Below are 22041 nucleotides of genomic sequence, written 5' to 3' on the forward strand. Positions count from 1 at the left end.
TCAGTCTTTCTTGTAGATCAGCCAGTTCTTGCTGGCGCGGCCGGCCATCACCGAATGCCGGGTGACGCGGTTGCGGCCATCCACCTTGGAGCGGTAGAGCGCGCGGTCGGCCTTTGAATAGAGTTCCTCCGGTCCGATCGCCTCGGAAGCCATGCAGATGCCCATCGAAACCGTCACGGTGCCGTAGCTGGCGCCATTCTGGCTGCTGACGAAAGGCGTCTGCTCGATCAGGACGCGGATGCGCTCGGCGATATCGAAGGTTGTTTCCTCGCTGGTGCCCTCGACGATGAGGGCGAATTCCTCGCCGCCGGTGCGGGCCACGAACATGCCGCCGGCAACGCTGGTCTGGAAGATATCGGCGATGTCCTTGAGGATCTTGTCGCCGACCGGGTGGCCGTAGCGGTCATTGATGTCCTTGAAACGATCGATGTCGGCAAGGATCAGGGCGTTGAACAGGATGCCCTTGTTGCTGTTGTAGATGCGCGCAATCTCGTTGTCGAAGGCGCGACGGTTCCAAACCTGGGTCAGCGGATCGGTGTCGGCGAGGCGCTTGTATTCCTCGAGCTTCGACTTCACGCTTTCCAGTTCGGCCGACTTGTCGCCGAGCGTGCTGGCGACCTGCTTGCCGTGGTCGATCGTCGAGGCGGTCGCTGTCGAGACGGCGCCTACGATCTTTTCCAGCAATTCCTTGGAGATGACGCCGCGATTGGCGAGCCCGTCGGACGTCTCATCGAGAATCTTGCCGTATTTTTCGATGTGCGTGCGCTCACTGCGCAGGAGCGAGGCAATGTCTTCCAATTCACGCGCAAGCACGCCACGGACATGATCGACAATGCCGGTACTGTGGTTCTGTGAGAAGAACTTGCGGCCGATCTTGTCGAGATCTTCCTGCGTCGGCCGTTTGCTGAGGTCCAGCACGGCGAGGCTGAGCTCAGGATTGGAGCCCGTCAGCGCCTCATAGAAGATTTCGTAATTGCGCGGCATGGCGACAACGCCCAGCTGCCGCATCGTTGCAACGACCGTCGTTGCGATGTCGGAGCTTCTTTCGGGCGTCACGGCAGCAGGCTGCATTTAAACTCAATTCCCCCAAGCGATCCGGCTCGAGCGCGAAGCTCCTAAGCTGCCGGTTGCAGAACGTTCCAAAGCCAATTCCGCGCGAAAAACGTCCCGCCCGCGTATTTCGCGATCGAACCTTAGATGTGTCAGCGCTAAAGTTTTCTTAACCTGCCGCGTTTCCGGCGGCTTTTTCTACTTGAAGCTGTGTCGTTCCCGCAAGTACGGGCAAATGCTTTTTGTTCGCATCTGGCCGTCTTCTTGCCGAAAACTTGGGAGAAGGCAACCGCCTTGCCGGTTGCGGATGACAAAAGGATGTCGGATAAGCGCGCCGTTCCATCGAGCGGGCGAAACAGTGCGACGCCGGCCGCCGGAAAAGGAAAAAGGGTCCATGAAGCGGCTGATCGACGCCTTCTACAATTCGGTACGCGCGTTTCGCCGACTTGCCGCGAGCGAAGCGGCTTTCCAGCAGGAGTTGATGCTGCTGGTGCTGGCGATACCGCTCGGCTGGTTCGTGGCGACGAGCTGGAGCGGCTATGCGCTGCTGATCGGCGCCGTGCTGATGCTGATCATGGTCGAAGTGCTGAACACTGGCATCGAGGCGACCTGCGATGCCATCAGCCGCGAGTTCAACATCGACATCCAGCTTGCCAAGGATTGCGGCTCGCTGGCCGTACTGATCTCGATCGTGCTGGCGGGCGGCATCTGGCTGTTCGCGATTTTCGAGCGCATCTACGGCATTCCGGTTTAGCCGCTGCTCGCAGCGCTGCTTTCCCTGACCCGCTCGCGTCGGATCAAGGTTCGCGCCACCGCAAAGGCAATGGCGAAGATCACGAGGCCGATGGCGAGTGCGACCAGCACCCGCTCGTGATGGAGCAGGGCGCGGCCGATGATCTGTTGGGCGCCGGCGCCGAAGACATAACCCAGACCGCTAAACAAAGCTGCCCAGACGGCGGCCGAGATCGCGTTCAACACGACAAAGCGCGCTGGTGCGATGCCGGAAAGGCCGGCAACGATGCCGCCCAGAACGCGCATGCCGTAAATATAGCGGTTCGACAGCACGTAGATGTTGGGGTGGTCGGTGACCAGCCGGTAGGCGCGACTGAAGCCGGGCTTGCGACGAAAGCGCCGCACCAGCCGTGTCTGCGCGAAGTGACGCCCCAGCACGAAGAAGGCGGTGTCGCCGAGGAAGGCGCCGGTGAAGACGGCGACAAAGGTCTGCCAGAGCGCGAACACATGCTGGTGAGCGAAGAAGCCGCCAAGGATGGCGGCGGTCTCGCCCTCAGCCAGGCAGCCGAGAAAGACCGCCAGCAGCCCATATTGCTCGATCAGCCTGTGGACGGTCTCGCTCATTTGCGCGTTTTGTCGTTCTTGAGGTGGAGGGCAAGCGTCTCGTCGAGACGCCGAACCTGGCTGGAAATACGGGCGATGTCGTCGCACATGCCCACGATCTGGCTGTGGCGCAGTTCGTCCAGCTTCTCGTGCAGCGCCATGATCTCGATCTCGGCCTTGAGATTGACCTCGTAATCGTGCGCCGCGTCGATCCTGTCGCGTTCGGCCTGCCGGTTCTGCGACATCATGATGACCGGCGCCTGTATGGCCGCCAGCATCGACAGGATGAGATTGAGAAAAATATAGGGGTAGGGGTCGAAGGCGCCGCTCAAAAGAAGAAGGGAGTTCAGCGCCGTCCACGCTGCGAGGAAGACGAGGAACCCGATGATGAAGTTCCAGGAGCCGCCTATCCGCGCGACAGCATCAGCGACCCGGTCGCCGAGACGCGCCGCTTCCTTGTGCGGTCTGGTGGTATCGCGCGCTACGGTCTTGCGTTCGATGGCGCTTTGCAGCACGCGTCTCTCGCCTTCGGTCAAGGCTTCGGCGTTGCGCGACAGCCAGCGACTGGCCAGTTCCGCCATGGTCTTGTGTTGCATGGGTTCCTCCCGGCTTTGCTTGCACGCCTTGGTCGAACCATAGAAGATAAACGCAACGGTATCGCGGCATTTGCGCCGCGGCTGTGGTGGAGGCCAAGCGTGCTCAGTTTTCAGCAGATTCGTGCCCGCGCCGCAAAGCGCAAAGGCGGCGATGCGGTTCTGGTCTCATTGCTTGGCGCTGCCCCGGACAACAGGCTCGTGGCGAAGGTGTCGGACGACCGCGTGCTTTCGGCGATGGCCGAGAGGGTGTTCTCGGCCGGTTTCGTGTGGAGCGTGATCGAGCAGAAATGGCCGGGTTTCGAGGCTGCCTTCCTGGGTTTCGAGCCAAAGCGCCTGCTGTTCCAACCGGACGATTTCTGGCACGATCTTGCCTCGGACAAACGCATCGTGCGCAATCCGCAAAAGATACGGTCGGTGCGCGACAACGCCGCTTTTGTCGAACAAGTTTCGAAGGAACATGGCTCGTTCGGCAAATTCCTGGCGCAATGGCCCGCCGCCGACCAGGTCGGGCTGACCGCCTATCTCGCCAAGCATGGCAGCCGGCTTGGCGGCGCCACCGGGCAATATCTGTTGCGGTGGCTCGACTGGGATACTTTTATCATCTCCAGGGACATGTCGGCGGCATTGCGCGATGCCGGGCTGGACATAGCCGAAAACCCGACGTCGAAACGCGACCTCGACAAGATCCAGGTGCAGATCAACGCTTGGGTGGAAACAACCGGCCTGTCGCGCAAGCACATCTCGCGCATTCTTTCGATGTCGATCGGCGAAAACCGCCCGGCGGAAGTGCTTCAGCAATACAGCGGCGAGTAGTGGCCCATCCGATCGCCGTTGCCGCTTGACCACGGGCGCGCTACACCCGCAGGCATGACCAGCAAGACCGCTCCCGACACGCTCCGCATCGCCGTTGCCCAGCTGAACCCGACTGTCGGCGACGTCGTCGGCAACCTAGCCAAGGCGCGCGCGGCGAGAGCGGACGCCGCCCGCCAGGGGGCGGATCTCGTCCTGTTCACCGAACTGTTCATTTCCGGCTATCCGCCGGAGGATCTGGTGCTGAAGCCGGCGTTCCTGGCGGCTTGCGAACGCGCCGCCAATGAACTGGCCAAGGACACCGCCGATGGCGGGCCTGCCGTCATCATCGGCACGCCGCTGAAGCGCAAGAGCGGCACCCACAATTCGATCCTCTTCGCCGACGGCGGCAAGGTGCTCGGCGAGCGCTACAAGGTGGACCTGCCGAACTATGGCGAGTTCGACGAAAAGCGCGTGTTCCAGGCTGGTCCTGAGATCGCCGGACCGTTCAATTTTCGTGGCATCCGCGTCGGCGTGCCGATCTGCGAGGACATCTGGGGCGAACTCGGCGTGTGCGAGACACTGGCCGAAAGCGGCGCCGAAATCCTTCTGGTCCCCAACGGCTCGCCCTATTACCGCACCAAGATCGACGTGCGCCATCAGGTGGTGATCAAGCAGGTCATCGAGACCGGCCTGCCGATGATCTATGCCAACCAGCTTGGCGGGCAGGACGAACTGGTCTTCGACGGTGCGTCCTTCGCCATCAACGCGGACAAGTCGCTCGCCTTCCAGATGAGCCAGTTCGAGGAGACGGTCGCCGTCACCACCTGGAAACGCAACCGCGACGCCGAGAGCGCGCAAAATGGTGGGGGCAGGGGCTGGACCTGCTCGGAAGGGCCGATGTCGCGGATACCGGACCGGGAGGAGGCCGACTACCGCGCCTGCCTGCTTGGCCTGCGCGACTACGTCAACAAGAACGGCTTCAAGAATGTCGTGCTCGGTCTTTCCGGCGGCATCGATTCGGCGATCTGTGCCGCCCTTGCCGTCGATGCGCTGGGCGAGGAGCGGGTCCGCTGCGTGATGATGCCCTATCGCTACACCTCGAAGGATTCGCTGAAGGACGCTGAGGACTGCGCCCGTGCTCTCGGCTGCCGCTACGACATCGTGCCGATCGCCGAGCCGGTCGAGGGCTTTTCGCACGCGCTGACGCAGCTGTTTGAAGGCACCAAGGAAGGCATCACCGAGGAAAACCTGCAAAGCCGTGCGCGCGGCACCATCCTGATGGCGATCTCCAACAAATTCGGCTCCATGGTCGTCACCACCGGCAACAAGTCGGAGATGTCGGTCGGCTACGCCACGCTTTACGGCGACATGAATGGCGGCTTCAATCCGATCAAGGACCTCTACAAGATGCAGGTCTATGCGTTGTCGCGCTGGCGCAATAGCCATGTGCCGCCGGGTGCGCTCGGACCTTCCGGCGAGGTGATCCCGCACAACATCATCGACAAGGCGCCGTCGGCGGAGTTGCGCGAAAACCAGACAGACCAGGATTCGCTGCCGCCCTATCCGGTGCTCGACGACATTCTCGAATGCCTGGTCGAGAACGAGATGGGCGTCGACGAGATCGTCAAGCGCGGCCACGACCGGGCGACGGTGGCGCGGATGGAGAACCTGCTCTACATCGCCGAATACAAGCGCCGCCAGGCCGCGCCGGGCGTCAAGATCACCAAGAAGAACTTTGGCCGCGACCGTCGCTATCCCATCACCAACCGCTTCCGTGACCGGGGCTGATGTGAGCGAAGTCGAAATTTCCTTCGATCGCGACCGCATCGATTTCGCAGCCACTTCGGCGATCATCAAGGCGAGCTACTGGGGCGCGCAGCGCAGCGATGAAATCCACCGCTGCGCCTTCGACAATTCGCTCTGCGTTTCCGCATTCATCGACGGCGAACAGGTCGGTTTCGCGCGCGCGGTCACCGACCATGCCTGCTTCGCCTATCTTTGCGACGTCATCGTCTGGCCGGAACGGCGCGGCGTCGGCATCGGCAAGAAGTTGGTCGGCGCGCTGCTCGATCATCCAGATCTTGCGCAGGTCGGGTCCTGGAGCCTGCGCACCACCGACGCGCACTCGCTCTATGCCGGCTTCGGCTTCGAGGTTTCCAATGACGGCTTCTGGATGCGCCGGCGGCGCTGAAGGCCGTCGACGGGTTGCTTCGATCGACCCAGACCGAGCCGGTGTTGCAGCATAGCCTCACCTTTTATGCCACGACGCTTTTGTGACAGGCGCGGGGTTGGCGTGGCAAAATGCCTCTCCTATAAGGTCAGCATCCGCGATTCCCTTCCGGGAGGATACGAATGATGGAATTTGAGAACAGTATGCGAGGTCGCGAAGCTTAACTCTTCGGCGCCGTTCCTGCGGGAACACGTCGCCGCGAGATCGGCTTCAGATTGCCTCGACCGCCACCCCGCCTAGGGCTGGCCGCTCCACCATCGTATCCGCGACCGGGCGCAAGATTGCCCTTCAAAGCGGTGTTTCTTTTACACTTTTTCGGGATCAGGCACGTTTGTGCCTGCAGGTACCATGACTCGTTTCAAGATCGACTTGCGCGCTGGCGCATTCGGCAGCGTTTTTGGCTTCACCCTGGCACACTGGCGGCGGCAGCCGATCAGGGTGCTGTTCATTCTGCTCATGATTTTGCTTTCGACGTTGGCCGATGTGCTGACGCCGCTCTATTCCGGCCGTCTGGTCGATGCCGTCGCTTCAGGCGCCGCATCGAGCCAGGAGGCCTGGGATGCTGCGGTCGCGGCATTTATCGCGCTGATCGGATTGGCGCTGTCCTCCGTCGTCTTCCGCAACTTCGGCTTCCTCGCCATCGTCGAACTGACGCTGAAGATGATGTCGGACATCTGCGGCGACGCGTTTTACCGCGTCCAGCGTTTCTCGACCGACTGGCACGCCAATTCCTTTGCCGGCTCGACCGTGCGCAAGGTTACGCGTGGCATGTGGGCGCTCGACCTCCTCAACGACACGGTGCTGGTGGCGCTGTTCCCGTCGGTGGTCATGCTGGTGGGCTCGACCGTGCTGCTCGGCTGGTACTGGCCGCTGATGGGGCTGGTGGTGGCGCTCGGCTCACTGATCTTCATCGGCGTCACCGCCGTGCTGTCGCTCGCCTATGTCGCGCCGGCGGCCAGGCTGGCCAACGCATGGGACACGCGCCTCGGCGGTTCGCTGGCCGACGCGGTGAGCTGCAACGCGGTCGTCAAGGGTTTTGGCGCGGAAGCGCGTGAGGAAGGGCGTCTTGCCGGCGTGGTCGCCAAGTGGCGCAACCGCACCGGGCGCACCTGGATTCGCGGTACCGTCAACGGCACGGTGCAGGGCATCATGCTGCTTGCGCTGAGGACGGCGGTTATCGGCGTCGTGCTGCTCCTGTGGTTGCGGGGGCAGGCCAGCGCGGGCGACGTCGCCTTCGTGCTGACATCGTTCTTCGTGCTGCAGGGCTACCTGCGCGACATCGGCATGCACATCCGCAACATGCAACGCTCGATCAATGACATGGAAGAACTGGTCGATTTCCAGGCGCAGCCGCTTGGCATCGAGGATGCTCCGGACGCCGAGCATGCCCGCATCGTCGACGGCGGCATCCTCTTCGACCATGTCACCTTCCACTATGGCAGCCATCGCGAGCCGCTTTATCGCGATTTCTCGGTGGTGATCGAGCCCGGTGAGCGGGTCGGCCTGGTCGGCCATTCGGGTTCGGGCAAGACGACCTTCGTCAAGCTGATACAGCGGCTCTACGACCTCAGCGGCGGTCGCATCCTGATCGACGGTCAGGATATTTCCGAGGTCACGCAGTCGTCGCTTCGCCAGCAGATCGCGATCGTGCAGCAGGAGCCGATCCTGTTCCACCGTTCGCTGGCGGAGAACATCGCCTATGCCCGGCCTGACGCCACGCAGGCCGAGATCGAGGAGGCTGCGCGCCTTGCCAGCGCGCATGACTTCATCGCCCGGTTGCCCAAAGGCTACGGCACGCTCGTCGGCGAGCGCGGCGTCAAGCTCTCGGGCGGTGAGCGCCAGCGTGTGGCCATCGCGCGCGCCTTCCTCGCGGATGCGCCGATCCTGATCCTGGACGAGGCGACGTCGAGCCTCGATTCGGAATCGGAGGTGCTGATCCAACAGGCGATGGAGCGGCTTATGGTCGGCCGCACCACGCTGGTCATCGCCCACCGCCTGTCGACGGTCAGGGCGCTCGACCGGCTGCTGGTCTTCGACCGCGGCAAGATTGTCGAAGAGGGCTCGCATGAAGAGCTGATCCGGCTGAGCGGTGGCATCTATCGCCGCCTGTTCGAGCGGCAGGCGCTGGAACTGACCAAGGGCCTGGTCTGATCCGGATCGTTGCGAAACGAAAATGGCGGGCCGCATCGCAAGGTGCGGCCCGCCGCTTTTCGACCGCGCGGATCTGGTCTGAAGTTGACTAGAGCATTTTCGGCGAATCCAGGATCGGCTCCAATGCTCTAGCTCTTTGTTTTTACGCAATTCCGGACGCAAAACCGCTGCGCACTTTTGCTGGAATTGCTTTAGCCGGCGGCGTCGGCGCCTGCCTTGCCAAGGCCCAACTCATCGGCTACGCCCGATTCCATGACAGTTACCGTCCGTTTTGCACCGTCGCCCACGGGGCGTATCCACATCGGCAACGCGCGCACAGCGCTGTTCAACTGGCTGTTCGCGCAGAAGAACAGAGGCCGTTTCATCCAGCGTTTCGACGATACCGACACGGTGCGTTCGAAGCAGGAATATGCCGATTCCATCCTCTACGACCTGCATTGGCTGGGCATTTTCCCAGACGCCACCGACTACCAGTCGCGTCGCGTGCCGATCTACGACGCTGCCGTCGAACGGCTGAAACAGGCCGGCGTGCTCTATCCCTGCTTTGAAACGCCGGAAGAACTCGACCTCAAGCGCAAGGTGCGCCGCACGCGCGGCATGCCGCCGGTCTATGGCCGCGAGGCCCTGACGCTGAGCGCCAAGCAGGTCGCCGATTTCGAAGCCGATGGGCGGCGTCCGCACTGGCGCTTCCTGCTGCCCAATTTCAGGGTCGATCCGCAGGAACCGGAACGCACCGATATCCACTGGAACGATCTGGTGCGCGGCGAGGAGACCGTCGATCTCGCCTCGGTTTCCGATCCGGTGCTGGTGCGAGAGGACGGCACCTATCTCTACACGCTGCCTTCGGTGGTGGACGATATCGAGATGGGCATCAGCCATGTGATCCGCGGCGACGACCATGTCACCAACACCGGCGTGCAGATCGCGCTGTTCAAGGCGCTGGGTGCGGTTGTCCCGACATTCGGCCACCACAACCTTTTGACCACGACGACGGGCGAGGGGCTTTCCAAGCGCACCGGCTCGTTGTCGATTGAGGGGCTGCGTTCCGACGGCATCGAGCCGATGGCGGTGGCTTCGCTGGCCGTTCTGATCGGCACGTCGGAAAACGTGCAGCCGATGCCGACGATGGCCGAACTCGCCACGCATTTCGATCCGGCGGCGACGTCGAAATCCGCTGCCAAGTTCGACCCGGAAGAACTGGTGGTGCTGAACCGCGGGCTGATGCACACGCTGTCGTTCGCCGATGCGCGCGACCGGCTGGCCGTGCTCGGCGTTTCCGGCGACAAGGCTGAACCGTTCTGGAACGCCGTGCGCGGTAATCTCGACCGGCTGAGCGATGCTTCAACCTGGTGGCGCATCGTGCAGGAAGGGCCGTTGGAAAAGCCCGAATTCGAGCTCGAGGAACGGCAGTTCCTGAGCGAAGCTTTCGACCTTCTGCCGGAAGAGCCGTGGACGGCGACGGTGTGGAAGGAATGGACCGGGCGGGTCAAGGAAGCCACCGGCCGCAAGGGCAAGGCGCTGTTCCTGCCGTTGAGGCTGGCGCTTACGGGGCTGGTTTCCGGGCCGGAGCTCGCAGATCTATTGCCGCTCCTGGGTCGGGAAGGAACGTTGGCCCGACGACCCTGACCTTGCGCTGTTCCGGCGGCAAGGCTGAGACCGGCGAGGGATCAGGCTTCTTCACGAGTTGGCGCATGGTTTCGACATCGAGGCCGCCGGCCGCGTTGGCCAGCGTTTCGGGGTCGTCCGCGGGATCGGGCTTGGCGGCCGGAACCGGCAGGAAAGGCGAACTGGCCTGAGCTCCAGTTGCCGGCGCGCCAGCCGGCGGATTGCCGGCGACGATGTTGAAGTTCTGGGCGGCATTGCAGCCGCAGCCCTGCGGGATGGGTTGGCCCGGCTTCTTGTAGAGGAAGGCGGTCGGCAATTCCGAATAGGGGCGTCCGGTCGCAGACGAGGTCATGACGGCGGCGTCATCGCCGACCCCGCGCGTATAGAAGACCTGGATCTGCGTGCCCGGGCAACTTGCTTCGCAACGGCTTTGGTCGCGCTGGAAGTCGCTAGCGGTGGCGGCATTCGACATCGGGAAGAAATAGCCGTCGCAGGTGCGTACGCATAAAGTGCGGACTTCGCCGCGCGGCGCCGCAACAAAGCCCGGATCGAGCACTGCTTCAAGCCCGGGTGCACCGGAATCCGCCTCTTCCTCGTCCGACGCATCGTCGCCGCTGTCGCGCTTTTCAGCGGCCTGTGTGCCATTGCAGTCATTTGCTTCCAGCGCGGCGGTAATCCGGCCGCGATCGCGGCGTGGTGAAGCGCCCGCCATCCGCGCGCGTTTCCGCTGAAGCGTGTCCAGATTGGCATTCATCCGGTCTATGGCGGCGTTCAGCGCAGCGCACTGACTGATCCCGGAGCCGAAAAACGAGAAACCGCAGCCGGCGTCGCGGGCTTGCGCGCGGGCCTTGGCGAGTTCGCCGTTCTGCCTGGCGATGGCGGCGTCATAACGCCGTTGCTCGGAGGCGCCGCCGCCCTTGTGCAGCGCGGCGAGTTCGGCCTTCAACTGGCGGCAGATGCGGGAGGCGGCTTCAGCCTGGGTGACGAGAACGAGCGCAAGCAGGACGCCGCACAGAAGCGTCAAGGCAAATCGCGGCCCTCGGTGCGCCCCAGTCATAACCCTTCGCCCGCATTTTTCGCGCGCCAAGGGTAGCGTCGAGGCGGTTAACCGCGCGTTTAGCCTGGCGGTTCAGCCGCGCGGCGCGTTGAGCGCGGCTTGCGCCTTCTGCGAGGCCTCGACGACGGCAAGCGCCGTCATGTTGACCACACCGCGCGAGGTGACCGAGGGCGTCAGGATATGCGCGGGCTTGTCGGTGCCGAGCAGGATCGGCCCGACATGCAGCGCGTCCAGCATGGTGCGCAGTGCCGTCAGCGTGATGTTGGCTGCGTCGAGGCTCGGGAACACCAGAAGGTTTGCCTCGCCCTTCAGGCGCGAATGCGGATAGACGCGCTGGCGCAGATGTTCCGACAGCGCCGAATCGGCGTGCATTTCGCCGTCGCATTCCAGTTCGGGCACGAGGCGCGCCAAGATATCGGCTGCCTTACGCATCTTCAGTGCGCTTGGCGCATCGCGCGAACCGAAATCCGAAAGCGACAGCAATGCGGCCTTCGGCTCGATGCCGAAGCGGCGGATTTCCTCGGCTGCCAGGATCGTCATCTCGGCGATCTCCTCGGCGGTCGGGTCCACCGAGACGTAGGTGTCGGTGAGAAACAGCACGCCGCGCTGCGAGATCAGCATGGACAGTGTCGACAGGTCGTGGTCGCTGATGCCGGCGCGCGCGCCGATGATCAGCGTGACATTGCGCAGATGGCGGGCGAAACGGCCCTCCAGGCCGCAGATCATGGCATCCGCGTCGCCGCGTTTCACGGCGAGTGCGGCGATCACCGTATTGTCGGTGCGCACCATGGTGCGGGCTGCTTCCGGCGTGACGCCGCGGCGGCCGCCGAGTTCGATCAACAGGTCGACATAATGGCGATAGCGCGGGTCTTCTTCCGGGTTGATCAGCCCAAAATCGACATTCGGCTTGATGCGCAAGCCGTAGCGCTTCAGGCGCACGTCGATGACATGCGGGCGACCGATGAGGATCGGTTCGGCGATGCCTTCCTCCAGCACCACCTGGGCGGCGCGCAGCACGCGCTCGTCTTCGCCATCGGCATAGATGACGCGCTTGGCGGCGGCGCTGCGGGCCGTGGAGAAGACCGGCTTCATGACCAGGCCGGAGCGGAAGACGAAGCGGTTCAGCTTGTCGAGATAGGCGCCCATGTCGCCGATCGGGCGCGTGGCAACACCGGTGTCGCAGGCGGCCTTGGCGACGGCGGGCGCGATGCGCAGGATCAGGCGCGGGTCGAAGGGCGAGGGGATGAGGAAGTCGGGCCCGAAGATCGGCGTTTCGCCGGAATAGGCGCGGGCGGCGACATCGGACGGTTCTTCGCGGGCAAGGGCGGCGATGGCCCGAACCGCCGCCATCTTCATCTCCTCGTTGATGGCGCTGGCGCCGCAATCCAGCGCGCCCCGGAAGATGTAGGGGAAGCAGATGACGTTGTTGACCTGGTTGGGGAAGTCCGAGCGGCCGGTGCAGATCATGGCGTCGGGCCGTGCTGCGCGCGCCACTTCCGGCATGATCTCCGGCGTCGGGTTGGCCAGCGCCAGGATCAGCGGCTTTTCGGCCATGCCCTTCAAGAGTTCCGGCTTCAGCACGCCGGCGGCGGAAAGGCCGAGGAAGACGTCGGCGCCCGGGATGACGTCGGCCAGCGTGCGCGCCTCCGTGTCCTTGACGTAGGGGTCCTTCCAGCGGTCCATCTCCTCGACGCGGCCTTTATGCGCAACGCCGAAACGGTCGGTCACCCAGATGTTTTCGATGCTGGCGCCGAGCGAGACGAGCAGGTTGAGGCAGGCAAGTGCCGCAGCACCGGCGCCTGATGTGACGATCTTGACGTCCTTGATCTTCTTGCCGGCCAGTTCCAGTCCATTGAGCACGGCGGCGGCCACGATGATCGCTGTACCATGCTGGTCGTCATGGAAGACCGGAATGCCCATGCGGGCCTTTAGCCGCTCCTCGACCTCGAAACATTCGGGCGCCTTGATGTCCTCGAGGTTGATGCCGCCGAAAGTGGGTTCGAGCGCGGCAACGGTCTCCACCATGCGGTCGATCTCGGGCGCGTCGATCTCGATGTCGAAGACGTCGATGCCCGCGAACTTCTTGAACAGAACGGCCTTGCCTTCCATCACCGGCTTGGAGGCAAGCGGGCCGATATTGCCGAGGCCGAGCACGGCCGAACCGTTGGAGATGACGGCGACCAGATTGGCGCGCGCCGTGTAGTCGGCGGCGGTGGCTGGGTCCTCCTTGATGGCGAGGCAGGGCGCGGCGACGCCGGGCGAATAGGCAAGCGCCAGGTCGCGCTGGTTGCCGAGCGGCTTGGTCGCCTGAATCTCCAGCTTTCCGGGAACCGGATATTTGTGGAAGAAGAGGGCAGCCTCGTCGAGATCCGAGCGCGTCGCCTTGCCCTTGTCGTTCGCCATGCCTTCCCTTCTCCCTGTTTCGTCCCCCTTGTAGCATGCGGCGACGGTTTTTCGAGGCGGGATGCACGGCGAACGGACGCATTTTGTCGTTCGCGAAAAAGCGAAACAGAATCAAAATTTTATACAGAAATGCTGACGAAAATACCGTCAGCGTCCGCGTTCAGAACGCGCTCACATAGAGCCCACCGTCCACCGGGATGTTCTGGCCGGTGAGATAGCCGGCGTGCACCGAGCACAGGAAAGCACAGATCTGGCCGAACTCTTCCGGCGTGCCCAGGCGTTTGGCCGGAATGTCGGCACCCAGCCGTGCCTTGCGCGCCGCGGCCGCTTCCGGCGTCTCCACCGAACCCGGTTCATGTGGACCGCGTAGCCGGTCGGTGTCGAGCTTGCCGGGCAACAGGCTGTTGATGGTGACATTGCGGTCGATCACCGTGCGGGCGACGCCCGCCAGGAACGAAGTCAAGCCGGCGCGCGCCCCGGAAGACAGGTCGAGGCCGGGGATCGGCATATAGACCGACAAAGAGGTGATGTTGACGATGCGGCCGAAACCGCGCGTCGCCATGCCATCGATGACGGCTTTCACCAGTTCGATCGGCGTGACCATGTTGTTGGTGACGCCCTCGAGGATCTTTTCGCGGTCGAGTTCGCGGAAATCGCGATAGGGCGGCCCGCCATTGTTGTTGACGAGGATGTCCGACGAGGGGCAGGCGGCAAGCAGCGCCTTCTGCACGTCGGGTTTCGAGACGTCGCCCGGCACTTCGATGACGTCGACGCCGAAACGCTGGCGAATGTCGGCCGCCGTCCTAGCCAGCAACGCCGCGTCGCGGCCGTTCAGCACCAGATCGCAGCCGGCTTCGGCAAGCGCGACGGCGCAGCCGCGCCCCAGCCCCTTGCTCGATGCGCAGACGATCGCCTTCTTGCCGCGAATACCGAGATCCATGCCGAATACCTCCGATTTGTCCGCCAAGGCTAACCAAAGGGCTGGCCTAATCGCAACCGTCATACGGTTGTTGCATGAATCGATGCATAGCCAGCGCGAAAGGTGAGATCGCGATGTCCGGCGCCAAACCACGTATGTTCCGCTCCATTTTCATCTCGGATGTGCATCTGGGATCGAAGGCGGCCAAGGCCGAGTTCCTGATCGATTTCCTGCGCCATCACGACGCCGATATCATCTTCCTGGTCGGCGACATCGTCGATGGCTGGCGGCTGCGGCGCTCCTGGCACTGGCCGCAGGCCCACAACGACGTGGTGCAGAAATTACTGCGCAAGGCGCGCAAAGGCACTTCGATCACCTACATAGCCGGCAACCATGACGAATTCGCCCGCCAGTTCCAGGGCGTGCATTTCGGTGGCATCGTCGTGGCCGACCGCGCCATCCACGAGACGGCGGACGGGCGCCGCATGCTGGTCATCCATGGCGACCAGTTCGACACGGTCGTTCACAATGCCCGCTGGCTCGCCTATTTCGGCGACTATGCCTATGACGCGGCGATGGTCATCAACCGCGCGATCAGCCGGTTCCGCCACCTCTTCGGCATGCCCTACTGGTCGTTCTCGTCCTGGGCCAAGGTCAAGGTGAAGAAGGCGGTGAATTTCATCGGCTCCTTCCAGCAGGTGCTGGCGGAAGAGGCGCGCCGCTCGCAAGTGGACGGCGTCATCTGCGGCCACATCCACCATGCGGCAATCGAGGATTTCGACGACGTCCGTTATGTCAACACCGGCGACTGGGTCGAAAGCTGCACGGCCGTGGTCGAGCATTTCGACGGACGGTTCGAAATCCTGCATTGGGCCCATGTCATGCCCGAGACCCCGCAGGTCGAACCGGCGCTGGTGCCGGTGGCAATCGACATGTTGCCGCAAAAGGCGCGGGCCGCGGAGGCGGCCTGACCGTTCGCCGCCGACACTGGCGGGCGCTCGAAATTTGGCGTTAATCGATTAGGCCAAACGGTTTCTTGGTTTTGAGCGGCGTGATAGAGCAGGGCACGCCTGATCGGCCATTTTGCCGGCGGCATTTGCCGATTGCCTTTCATGTCCCTGCCACCGCTTTCCCCCGAACAGCTGATCAAGCCGCGCCGCTATGAGTTGCGCATGGCGCTGCTGTTCTTCACCGTACTGGTGCCGAGCGGCATCTATCTGCCCTATTTCCCGCTCTGGCTGGAAGAACACGGTTTCAGCCCGGAAAAGATCGCCGTCATCCTTTCGGCGCCGATGTTCCTGCGCGTGGCGACGACGCCGCTGTTCACGTCGCTGGCCGACAAGGCGAGCGACCGCGTGAATGTCTACCTGGCACTGGCGATGGCGTCGGTGGTGGTCTCGGCCGGTTATTTCCTGTCGCCCAGCTATGCCAGCGTGTTGATTGTCTCGCTGGTTCTGGCGGTCGTCTGGACACCGCATTCGCCGATCGCCGATTCGCTGGCGCTGTCGGGCGTGCGCCGCTTCGGCGCCAACTATCCGCGCATGCGTATCTGGGGTTCGATCTCCTATCTCTGCGCCAATCTTGTCGGCGGCTTCATCCTGACCTCGACCGGGGCGGGCGCGGTGCCGATCATGCTGTTCGTGTCGTTTTGCGCCATCGTGGCGATCGGGCTGATGGCGCCACGGCTTGGTCGGCCAAGGCGGGCGTCGCCGCTGTCGGCGACCGACCTGCAGCAGGCGGTGCCCAGCCTGCTCAACCCCTATTTCCTCTACTTCGCCGCTGGTGCCGGCGTCATCGTCGGCAGCCACGGCTTTCTCTACGGATTCTCGTCCATCTATTGGAAATCGCTGGGCATCAGCGATTCCGTCGTCGGCTTCCTGTGGGCCTTCGGCGTGGTCTGCGAAGTTGGCATGTTCATGGCCTTCAACCGGCTGTTCAGCCGCGTGCCGGTCGTGCGCGTCATGGTCTTCGCCGCCATCGGCGCCGTCGTGCGCTGGATCGCCTTTCCGCTGATCTGGCCGCTCGGCCTTGGCGTGACCGGCTTCTTCGGCATCCAGGCGCTGCATGCGATCTCGACGGCACTGGTGCTGATCAGCCTGCAGAAGATGATCGGCGAAACGGTGTCGGAGGAGCGGACGGGCGCGGCGCAAGGCATCGCCTTCTTCGCCAACGGGTTTTCCATGGCCGCCGTCACGCTGGCTTCGGGGCCGCTCTATCAGCGTTTCGGCGTCGAGGGTTTCTTCGCCATGGTGCCGGTGGCGTTGCTCGGCCTTGCCTTGATCGTGCTCGCCGCGCGTTCAGCCCCACAGCGCCGCTTGAGGCGGTGAAACCAGCGATCCCTGGTAATGCAGGCCGGGGTCGCGGTCGCGGGCAAGTAGCAAGGGGCCATCGAGGTCGACATAGTCGGCGCCCTGCGCCAAAAGCACGGCCGGTGCCATGGCGAGCGACGTGCCGACCATGCAGCCGACCATGATGGACAGGCCGCATTGGCGGGCCTTGTCGCGTAGCAGCAGCGCTTCGGTCAGCCCGCCGGCCTTGTCCAGCTTGATGTTGACGGCATCGTAGAGGCCGACCAGCGCCTCGATGTCGTTGGTGGCGTGCACGCTTTCGTCGGCGCAGATCGGGACCGGCCTTGCAATATGGCGTAGCTTGCCGTCGCGGCCGGCCGGCAGCGGCTGCTCGATCAATGCTATGCCAAGTGCTGCGGCAGCTGCGATGTTTTCGGCGACGTTGTCGTCGGTCCAGCCCTCATTGGCGTCGAGAATCAGCCGGCTGTCCGGTGCCGCATCGCGGACCGCACGGATACGCGCGGCATCGTTTTCGCCGCCTAGCTTGACCTTGAGCAGCGGCCGTCCCGCATTGGCGCGCGCCTGGGCGGCCATGGTCTCCGGTTCGGCCAGCGACAGCGTGTAGGCGGTTTCCAGCGGCCCGGGGGCGATGCCCAGTAGGGCTGCGACCGAGGCTGTTGCGGTTTTGGCTTCGAGGTCCCACAGCGCGCAGTCGATTGCGTTGCGCGCCGCGCCCGCCGGCATCGCCGCCTGCAATTCGGCGCGCCCCATGCCGGCCTCAAGTGCTGCCCGCATCGCCTCGATCTGCGCCAGCACGCTGTCCATCGTCTCGCCATAGCGTTTGTAGGGGACGCATTCGCCGCGTCCCGCATGGCCGCCGTCGCCGATCGTGCAGGTTATGACTTCCGCCTCGGTCTTGGAGCCACGGGCGATGGTGAAGACGCCGGCTATCGGAAAACGCTCGGCTTCGACCGAAATGACACGCGCCATGTTTTTCTGCTCCGGTAATGCTGACGTAATGCCGCCGACAAATCGACAGGCCTGTCCCGTCGAGCTAAACAGGAGCGCATGTTGACGATCCGCAAACGCGACGCAAGCGACAAGGCCGGCGCCGATGCAAGCCAGCCGCAGATCGCCGTTGCCGAGCGCGACGGCGTGCTGGCCTGCGTCTTTTCCGGCAACTGGACGACGCGGCGGGTCGGCGAGGTCGACGCCGAAATGCGCAAGGTCGAAAAGCGCAACGGCTTCAAGACGCTGGCGCTCGATCTTTCCAAGATCGGGCGCATGGATACCGCCGGCGCCTGGCTGATCCAGCGGCTGGTCAACACCAACGAAGCGCGCGGTGTCGAGATCAGACTGCAGGGCCAGAGCGAAACCGCCGCCACCCTGCTCAACGCGGTGGGCGAGGCGGTGCGGCGGGCGGGCGAAGCGCAGGCGATACCACGCCCCAACATCATCATCCGTGCGCTCGAGCTGATCGGCATGCGTGTCTATGAGATGCGCGACGATTTCCTCGCCGGCATGAACATCCTGGGCGCTACCATTCGCGGCGCGCAGATGAAGCTGGGGCGCGGCCACGCCGTCAACCCGGCCGCGATCTTCAACCAGCTCGACCGCATGGGCGTCGGCGCCGTTCCGGTGGTGCTGTTGATGTCCACCATCGTCGGCGCCATCGTCGCCCAGCAGGGCGCCTACCAGCTGCGTTACTTCGGTGCCGACATCTTCGTCGTCGATCTCGTCGGCGTGCTGGTGTTGCGCGAGCTTGGCGTGCTGATGACGGCTATCATGATCGCCGGCCGCTCGGGCAGCGCGATCACCGCCGAGATCGGTTCGATGAAGATGCGCGAGGAGGTGGACGCACTCAAAGTGATCGGCCTCAATCCCATCGGCGTGCTGGTGTTCCCGCGCCTGGTGGCACTGGTGATCGGACTGCCTTGCCTGACCATCCTGGCCAATTTCGCCGCACTCGGCGGCGGCATCGCCGCTGCCTGGCTCTATTCAGGCATTCCGCCGGCCGCCTTCATCGAGCGGCTGCGGGTTGCCATTGATCTGTCGACCATCTTCGCCGGCCTGATCAAGGCGCCGTTCATGGCCATGATCATCGGTACGATTGCCTCGGTGGAAGGCTTGAAGGTCGGCGGCAGCGCCGAATCGCTTGGCCTGCACGTGACCCAGTCGGTGGTGAAATCCATTTTCGTGGTCATCATTCTCGATGGCCTTTTCGCCATCTTCTACGCGTCGATCAGTTTCTGAGATGCAGAGCGTCCAGGAACAGGCCCCGCCAACCGCCGAAGACCGTGACGAGATCGTGCTGTCGGCGCGCGACATCAAGGTGGCGTTCGGAGATCAGGTCGTCCTCGACGGGCTGTCTCTGGATATCCATCGCGGCGAGATCCTCGGTTTCGTCGGCGCCTCGGGCGCCGGCAAGTCGGTGCTTTTGCGCGCGGTTCTGGAACTGGTGCCGAAACAGGGCGGCACCATCAAGCTGTTCGGCACCGATGTCTCCGAGGCCAGCGATGCGGAGCGGCTGCGCATCGACATGCGGCTTGGCGTGCTGTTCCAGCAGGGCGCGCTGTTTTCGGCGCTGACGGTGATGGAAAACGTGCAGGTGCCGATGCGCGAATATCTCGATCTGCCCGGCAAGCTGATGGACGAACTGGCTATGCTCAAGGTGGAGCTGGTGGGGCTGCCGCCGGAAGCTGCGCGCAAATACCCCTCCGAGCTTTCGGGCGGCATGATCAAGCGCGCCGCGCTCGCCCGCGCGCTGGCGCTCGATCCGGACATCGTCTTCCTCGACGAGCCGACCTCAGGCCTCGATCCGATCAGCGCGGCGGAGTTCGATGAGCTGGTGGTGAAGCTGCGCGACACGATGGGTCTCACCGTCTACATGGTCACGCACGACCTTGATTCGCTGTTCACCGCTTGCGACCGAATCGCCGTGCTCGGCAAGAAGCGGGTGCTGGTGGAAGGCACTGTCGACGACATGTTGAAGAGCGAGGAACCCTGGGTGAAGGCCTATTTCCGCGGAAAACGGGCGCGGCAGCTTGATCTTGCCACGCGCGCGCAGCCATAAGTGAAGCAATGGAAACCAGAGCCAACTACGTTATCGTCGGCATTTTTACGCTGGTGGCTATTCTGGCGGCCTTCGCTTTTGTCTACTGGACCGCGGCGATCGGCGACCGGGGCGAGACGACGACGCTGCGTGTGCGCATTCCGGGTTCGGCCTCGGGCCTCGGCCGCGGCAGCCAGGTCCTGTTCAACGGCGTGAAGGTGGGCGACGTGCGCCGTGTCTATATCGACGTCGACAACCCGACCATCGCGGTTGCCGACACCGAGATCGACCGCAAGACGCCGATCACCCGTTCGACGCAGGCCGATATCGGCCTCGCCGGCCTGACGGGCCAGGCCAATATCGAACTGACCGGCGCCAATCCGCAGGAACCCAAGCTGCTGGACGAGGCCGAGAAGGATGGGCGCGTGGCGGTGATCATCGCCAAGCCGTCCGCCGTGACCAATCTCCTGCAGACCGCGCAGGACATTTTCGGGCGCGCCGACAAGGTGCTGTCGCAGCTCGAAGGCTTCACGCAGGACGTGCGCGGCCCGCTGACCCAGACCGCGCAGAATGCCCAGAAGTTCTCCGATGCGCTGGCCAGGAATTCCGACGGTGTCGACAAGTTCCTCGCTTCCGTCAGCGCCTTGTCGACCGAACTGCAGGGCGTGTCTGGCAAGCTGGATGGCGCGCTGAAGGCGGCCGAGGGCCTGCTCAACGCCGTTGACAAGGACAAGGTTCGCCAGATCGTCGCCAATGTCGACACCATCACGCAGAACCTGAAGCAGACCAGCGACCAGTTCGATTCCACCATCGCCGAAGTCAAGCAGGCGGTCGGTTCGGTCAACACATTCGCCCAGAAGACGCAGGTCACGCTGGACAAGGTGAATGGCGTCCTCGACAGCGTCGACCCGGCCGATGTGCGCGCAGCACTTGCCAATATCAAGGAAGCCAGCGCCAATGCCGACAAGGCTTCCGCCGACATCGCCAAGGTGACGGAGAAGTTCAGCGAGCGGGCCGGCGATATCGACCAGACCATCAAGGACGCCCAACAGCTCGCCGCGCGCCTCAACAACGCCTCCGTGCGCGTCGACGGCATCCTGGCCAAGGTGGACGGAATGCTGGGGTCCGGCGACACCAAGGGGCTGGTGGCGCAGGCCACCGACACGCTGAAGTCGTTCAAGCAGGTGGCCGATACGCTCAACCAGCATATCGGCACCATCGCCGACAATCTGCAGCGTTTCTCCGGCCAGGGCCTGCAGAATGTCGAAGCGCTCGTGCAGGACAGCCGCCGTTCGATCAATCGCATCGAGTCGGCCGTTTCCGACATCCAGCGCAATCCACAGCGCATCCTGTCGGGAGGCGATGGCGAGGTGCGCCAGTATGATGGGCGGACGCGGCGTTGACGGCGTCGCACGGTCAAGTCGATAAACAGCGTTCGGAAGGGGACCGGACGGATTCGGTCAGTGGGGACGTCGCGTGAGATCGATTGGAGCGTATGCGGGCGCGTTGCTGCTCGCGCTTGGCCTGACAGGGTGCGCGGCGCTGCCGGGCGGCGGCCCGGCGCCGCTCGACACGTTTGACCTGACGACGCCGACAGTGTCGGCCGCCGGCCGCGGCCGTGGCCAGATCCTGATCACCCAGCCGGCGGCGCTGAAGGCGCTGGACAGCCAGAACATTGTCATCAAGACCGGCGATCGCTCGATCCAGTATCTCAAGGGCGCGCAATGGGCCGACCGGCTGCCGGTGATCGTGCAGGCGCGTCTCGCGGAGGCTTTCCAGCGCACCGGCCGCTTTGCCGGCGTCGGCAAGCCGGGCGAGGGGCTGGCGATCGACTATCAGATCATCACCGAAATCCGCGCCTTCGAAGTGCGCGCCGAAAAGGGCGAACAGGCGCATGTCGAACTGTTCGTGCGCATCTTGAACGACCGCAACGGCGAAGTGCGCGCATCCCGCGCCTTCAGCGCCAGCGCGCCGGTATCCGGCGGCGGCAACAAGGCTTATGTCGCAGCCCTCGACCGTGCCTTCGGCGAGGCCGCGCAGCAGATCGTGCGCTGGGCGGACACGTCTATCTGATCAGCCCCGGGGTGCCCGGCACACCACGCCGGGTTCAGCGCAGTCGGATCAGGCCGGCGTCCGTCGGCGTAAAACCGCAAGCGTTGAAGTAAAAATCCTTGAGATGTGGGTCGAAATCGACGTGCAGCCATTCGCACGCCGACTGGCGCGTCTGCTGTGCCGCTTCCCTGACCAGCCTTGTCGCAAGGCCGTGGCGCCGCAATGCGCCAGTCACCATCGTGTCGAGCAGGAATGCGTGGACACCGCCATCCCAGGCGACGTTGACGAAGCCGGTGAGCAACCCATTGTGGCGCATGCACACCCAACCCAGGCTGTGGCGGTTGACCTGACCCCACCAGTCGTCATCGAGAAGGCGATGCTCGAAGCATTCGGCGTGCAATGCGTTGAGTTCGGCATTGGTGAAGGCGCCGCGCCATTCCAGCGTCGGTGTTGTGGCTTCGGTCACGTCAGCGATTGGAATGCCCTCCGTCGGAAGCGGGCGCGCTCGACC

Annotated in this window: 20 protein-coding genes; 12 read left to right on the forward strand and 8 right to left on the reverse strand. The window is 63.8% G+C overall.

The window, feature by feature from the left end:
• Positions 1–1071: a GGDEF domain-containing protein gene (locus FZF13_RS22355; protein ID WP_024922197.1), complete on the reverse strand. Its 1071-nt coding sequence runs from the start codon at positions 1069–1071 to the stop codon at positions 1–3.
• 373 nt (positions 1072–1444) lie between these two features.
• On the opposite strand from FZF13_RS22355, the gene FZF13_RS22360 reads away from it, so the two are divergent.
• Positions 1445–1804: a diacylglycerol kinase gene (locus FZF13_RS22360; RefSeq protein ID WP_024922198.1), complete on the forward strand. Its 360-nt coding sequence runs from the start codon at positions 1445–1447 to the stop codon at positions 1802–1804.
• Here the strand turns inward: FZF13_RS22360 and FZF13_RS22365 are convergent.
• Both FZF13_RS22365 and FZF13_RS22370 read right to left on the reverse strand, forming a co-directional pair.
• Entirely contained in the window at positions 1801–2406 is a 606-nt protein-coding gene (locus FZF13_RS22365) for a DedA family protein (protein ID WP_024922199.1), read from the reverse strand. The genes FZF13_RS22360 and FZF13_RS22365 overlap by 4 nt on opposite strands.
• The gene (locus FZF13_RS22370) at positions 2403–2981 is read right to left on the reverse strand and encodes a DUF1003 domain-containing protein (RefSeq protein ID WP_024922200.1); all 579 of its coding nucleotides are present in this window, start codon (positions 2979–2981) and stop codon (positions 2403–2405) included. Before FZF13_RS22370 ends, FZF13_RS22365 begins: the two co-directional genes overlap by 4 nt.
• Positions 2982–3080: 99 nt before the next feature.
• On the opposite strand from FZF13_RS22370, the gene FZF13_RS22375 reads away from it, so the two are divergent.
• The 5 genes from FZF13_RS22375 (at position 3081) to gltX (ending at position 9780) form a co-directional block, all read left to right on the forward strand.
• Positions 3081–3794, forward strand: coding sequence for a DNA-3-methyladenine glycosylase I (locus tag FZF13_RS22375; RefSeq protein ID WP_024922201.1), 714 nt, complete (start codon positions 3081–3083; stop codon positions 3792–3794).
• Between the two features lie 54 nt (positions 3795–3848).
• A complete protein-coding gene (locus FZF13_RS22380) occupies positions 3849–5561 on the forward strand; it encodes an NAD+ synthase (protein WP_024922202.1) in 1713 nt (570 codons plus the stop codon).
• Position 5562: 1 nt separating this feature from the next.
• Positions 5563–5964: a GNAT family N-acetyltransferase gene (locus FZF13_RS22385; protein WP_024922203.1), complete on the forward strand. Its 402-nt coding sequence runs from the start codon at positions 5563–5565 to the stop codon at positions 5962–5964.
• A gap of 387 nt (positions 5965–6351) precedes the next feature.
• Positions 6352–8154 carry an ABC transporter ATP-binding protein gene (locus FZF13_RS22390; RefSeq protein ID WP_024922204.1) on the forward strand — a complete coding sequence of 601 codons (1803 nt, stop codon included), beginning with the start codon at positions 6352–6354 and terminating at the stop codon, positions 8152–8154.
• 252 nt (positions 8155–8406) lie between these two features.
• On the forward strand, positions 8407–9780 hold the full coding sequence (gene gltX / locus FZF13_RS22395; RefSeq protein ID WP_024922205.1) for a glutamate--tRNA ligase: 1374 nt from the start codon (positions 8407–8409) through the stop codon (positions 9778–9780).
• Here the strand turns inward: gltX and FZF13_RS22400 are convergent.
• The 3 genes from FZF13_RS22400 to FZF13_RS22410 all read right to left on the reverse strand — a co-directional run bounded on the left by FZF13_RS22400 (position 9698) and on the right by FZF13_RS22410 (position 14159).
• Entirely contained in the window at positions 9698–10783 is a 1086-nt protein-coding gene (locus FZF13_RS22400) for a DUF2865 domain-containing protein (protein ID WP_024922206.1), read from the reverse strand. The two genes, gltX and FZF13_RS22400, sit on opposite strands and share 83 nt — an antisense overlap.
• Positions 10784–10888: 105 nt before the next feature.
• Positions 10889–13219 (reverse strand): NADP-dependent malic enzyme, encoded by a 2331-nt coding sequence (locus tag FZF13_RS22405; protein ID WP_024922207.1) that lies wholly within the window; start codon positions 13217–13219, stop codon positions 10889–10891.
• Positions 13220–13379: 160 nt separating this feature from the next.
• Entirely contained in the window at positions 13380–14159 is a 780-nt protein-coding gene (locus tag FZF13_RS22410; RefSeq protein WP_024922208.1) for an SDR family oxidoreductase, read from the reverse strand.
• A gap of 113 nt (positions 14160–14272) precedes the next feature.
• On the opposite strand from FZF13_RS22410, the gene FZF13_RS22415 reads away from it, so the two are divergent.
• On the forward strand, positions 14273–15109 hold the full coding sequence (locus tag FZF13_RS22415; protein WP_024922209.1) for a UDP-2,3-diacylglucosamine diphosphatase: 837 nt from the start codon (positions 14273–14275) through the stop codon (positions 15107–15109).
• A 141-nt stretch (positions 15110–15250) separates the two neighbouring features.
• Entirely contained in the window at positions 15251–16465 is a 1215-nt protein-coding gene (locus tag FZF13_RS22420) for an MFS transporter (RefSeq protein WP_024922210.1), read from the forward strand.
• Here FZF13_RS22420 and dgcA read toward each other — a convergent pair.
• The gene (gene dgcA / locus FZF13_RS22425; protein ID WP_024922211.1) at positions 16436–17416 is read right to left on the reverse strand and encodes an N-acetyl-D-Glu racemase DgcA; all 981 of its coding nucleotides are present in this window, start codon (positions 17414–17416) and stop codon (positions 16436–16438) included. The two genes, FZF13_RS22420 and dgcA, sit on opposite strands and share 30 nt — an antisense overlap.
• Before the next feature lie 78 nt (positions 17417–17494).
• On the opposite strand from dgcA, the gene FZF13_RS22430 reads away from it, so the two are divergent.
• From FZF13_RS22430 to FZF13_RS22445, 4 genes are all read left to right on the forward strand, one after another.
• The gene (locus FZF13_RS22430; protein ID WP_024922212.1) at positions 17495–18679 is read left to right on the forward strand and encodes an ABC transporter permease; all 1185 of its coding nucleotides are present in this window, start codon (positions 17495–17497) and stop codon (positions 18677–18679) included.
• Positions 18639–19499, forward strand: coding sequence for an ABC transporter ATP-binding protein (locus FZF13_RS22435; protein ID WP_139116480.1), 861 nt, complete (start codon positions 18639–18641; stop codon positions 19497–19499). The genes FZF13_RS22430 and FZF13_RS22435 overlap by 41 nt, the downstream gene beginning before the upstream one ends.
• Positions 19500–19507: 8 nt before the next feature.
• Positions 19508–20881, forward strand: coding sequence for an MlaD family protein (locus FZF13_RS22440; protein WP_024922214.1), 1374 nt, complete (start codon positions 19508–19510; stop codon positions 20879–20881).
• Between the two features lie 73 nt (positions 20882–20954).
• The gene (locus FZF13_RS22445) at positions 20955–21551 is read left to right on the forward strand and encodes an ABC-type transport auxiliary lipoprotein family protein (protein WP_024922215.1); all 597 of its coding nucleotides are present in this window, start codon (positions 20955–20957) and stop codon (positions 21549–21551) included.
• A 34-nt stretch (positions 21552–21585) separates the two neighbouring features.
• Here FZF13_RS22445 and FZF13_RS22450 read toward each other — a convergent pair whose 3' ends face one another.
• Positions 21586–21996, reverse strand: a complete 411-nt coding sequence (locus FZF13_RS22450; RefSeq protein ID WP_024922216.1) for a GNAT family N-acetyltransferase — start codon at positions 21994–21996, stop codon at positions 21586–21588.
• Positions 21997–22041 lie beyond the last annotated feature (45 nt).

The sequence above is a fragment of the Mesorhizobium terrae genome (genome assembly GCF_008727715.1).
In the GTDB taxonomy this organism is placed as follows: domain Bacteria; phylum Pseudomonadota; class Alphaproteobacteria; order Rhizobiales; family Rhizobiaceae; genus Mesorhizobium; species Mesorhizobium terrae.

Coding starts and splice junctions, on each gene's coding strand:
- FZF13_RS22355 (WP_024922197.1), bottom strand. CDS start 1,071: ATGCAGCCTGCTGCCGTGACGCCCGAAAGAAGCTCCGACATCGCAACG.
- FZF13_RS22360 (WP_024922198.1), top strand. CDS start 1,445: ATGAAGCGGCTGATCGACGCCTTCTACAATTCGGTACGCGCGTTTCGC.
- FZF13_RS22365 (WP_024922199.1), bottom strand. CDS start 2,406: ATGAGCGAGACCGTCCACAGGCTGATCGAGCAATATGGGCTGCTGGCG.
- FZF13_RS22370 (WP_024922200.1), bottom strand. CDS start 2,981: ATGCAACACAAGACCATGGCGGAACTGGCCAGTCGCTGGCTGTCGCGC.
- FZF13_RS22380 (WP_024922202.1), top strand. CDS start 3,849: ATGACCAGCAAGACCGCTCCCGACACGCTCCGCATCGCCGTTGCCCAG.
- FZF13_RS22390 (WP_024922204.1), top strand. CDS start 6,352: ATGACTCGTTTCAAGATCGACTTGCGCGCTGGCGCATTCGGCAGCGTT.
- gltX (WP_024922205.1), top strand. CDS start 8,407: ATGACAGTTACCGTCCGTTTTGCACCGTCGCCCACGGGGCGTATCCAC.
- FZF13_RS22405 (WP_024922207.1), bottom strand. CDS start 13,219: ATGGCGAACGACAAGGGCAAGGCGACGCGCTCGGATCTCGACGAGGCT.
- FZF13_RS22410 (WP_024922208.1), bottom strand. CDS start 14,159: ATGGATCTCGGTATTCGCGGCAAGAAGGCGATCGTCTGCGCATCGAGC.
- FZF13_RS22415 (WP_024922209.1), top strand. CDS start 14,273: ATGTCCGGCGCCAAACCACGTATGTTCCGCTCCATTTTCATCTCGGAT.
- FZF13_RS22420 (WP_024922210.1), top strand. CDS start 15,251: ATGTCCCTGCCACCGCTTTCCCCCGAACAGCTGATCAAGCCGCGCCGC.
- dgcA (WP_024922211.1), bottom strand. CDS start 17,416: ATGGCGCGTGTCATTTCGGTCGAAGCCGAGCGTTTTCCGATAGCCGGC.
- FZF13_RS22430 (WP_024922212.1), top strand. CDS start 17,495: ATGTTGACGATCCGCAAACGCGACGCAAGCGACAAGGCCGGCGCCGAT.
- FZF13_RS22435 (WP_139116480.1), top strand. CDS start 18,639: ATGGCCTTTTCGCCATCTTCTACGCGTCGATCAGTTTCTGAGATGCAG.
- FZF13_RS22440 (WP_024922214.1), top strand. CDS start 19,508: ATGGAAACCAGAGCCAACTACGTTATCGTCGGCATTTTTACGCTGGTG.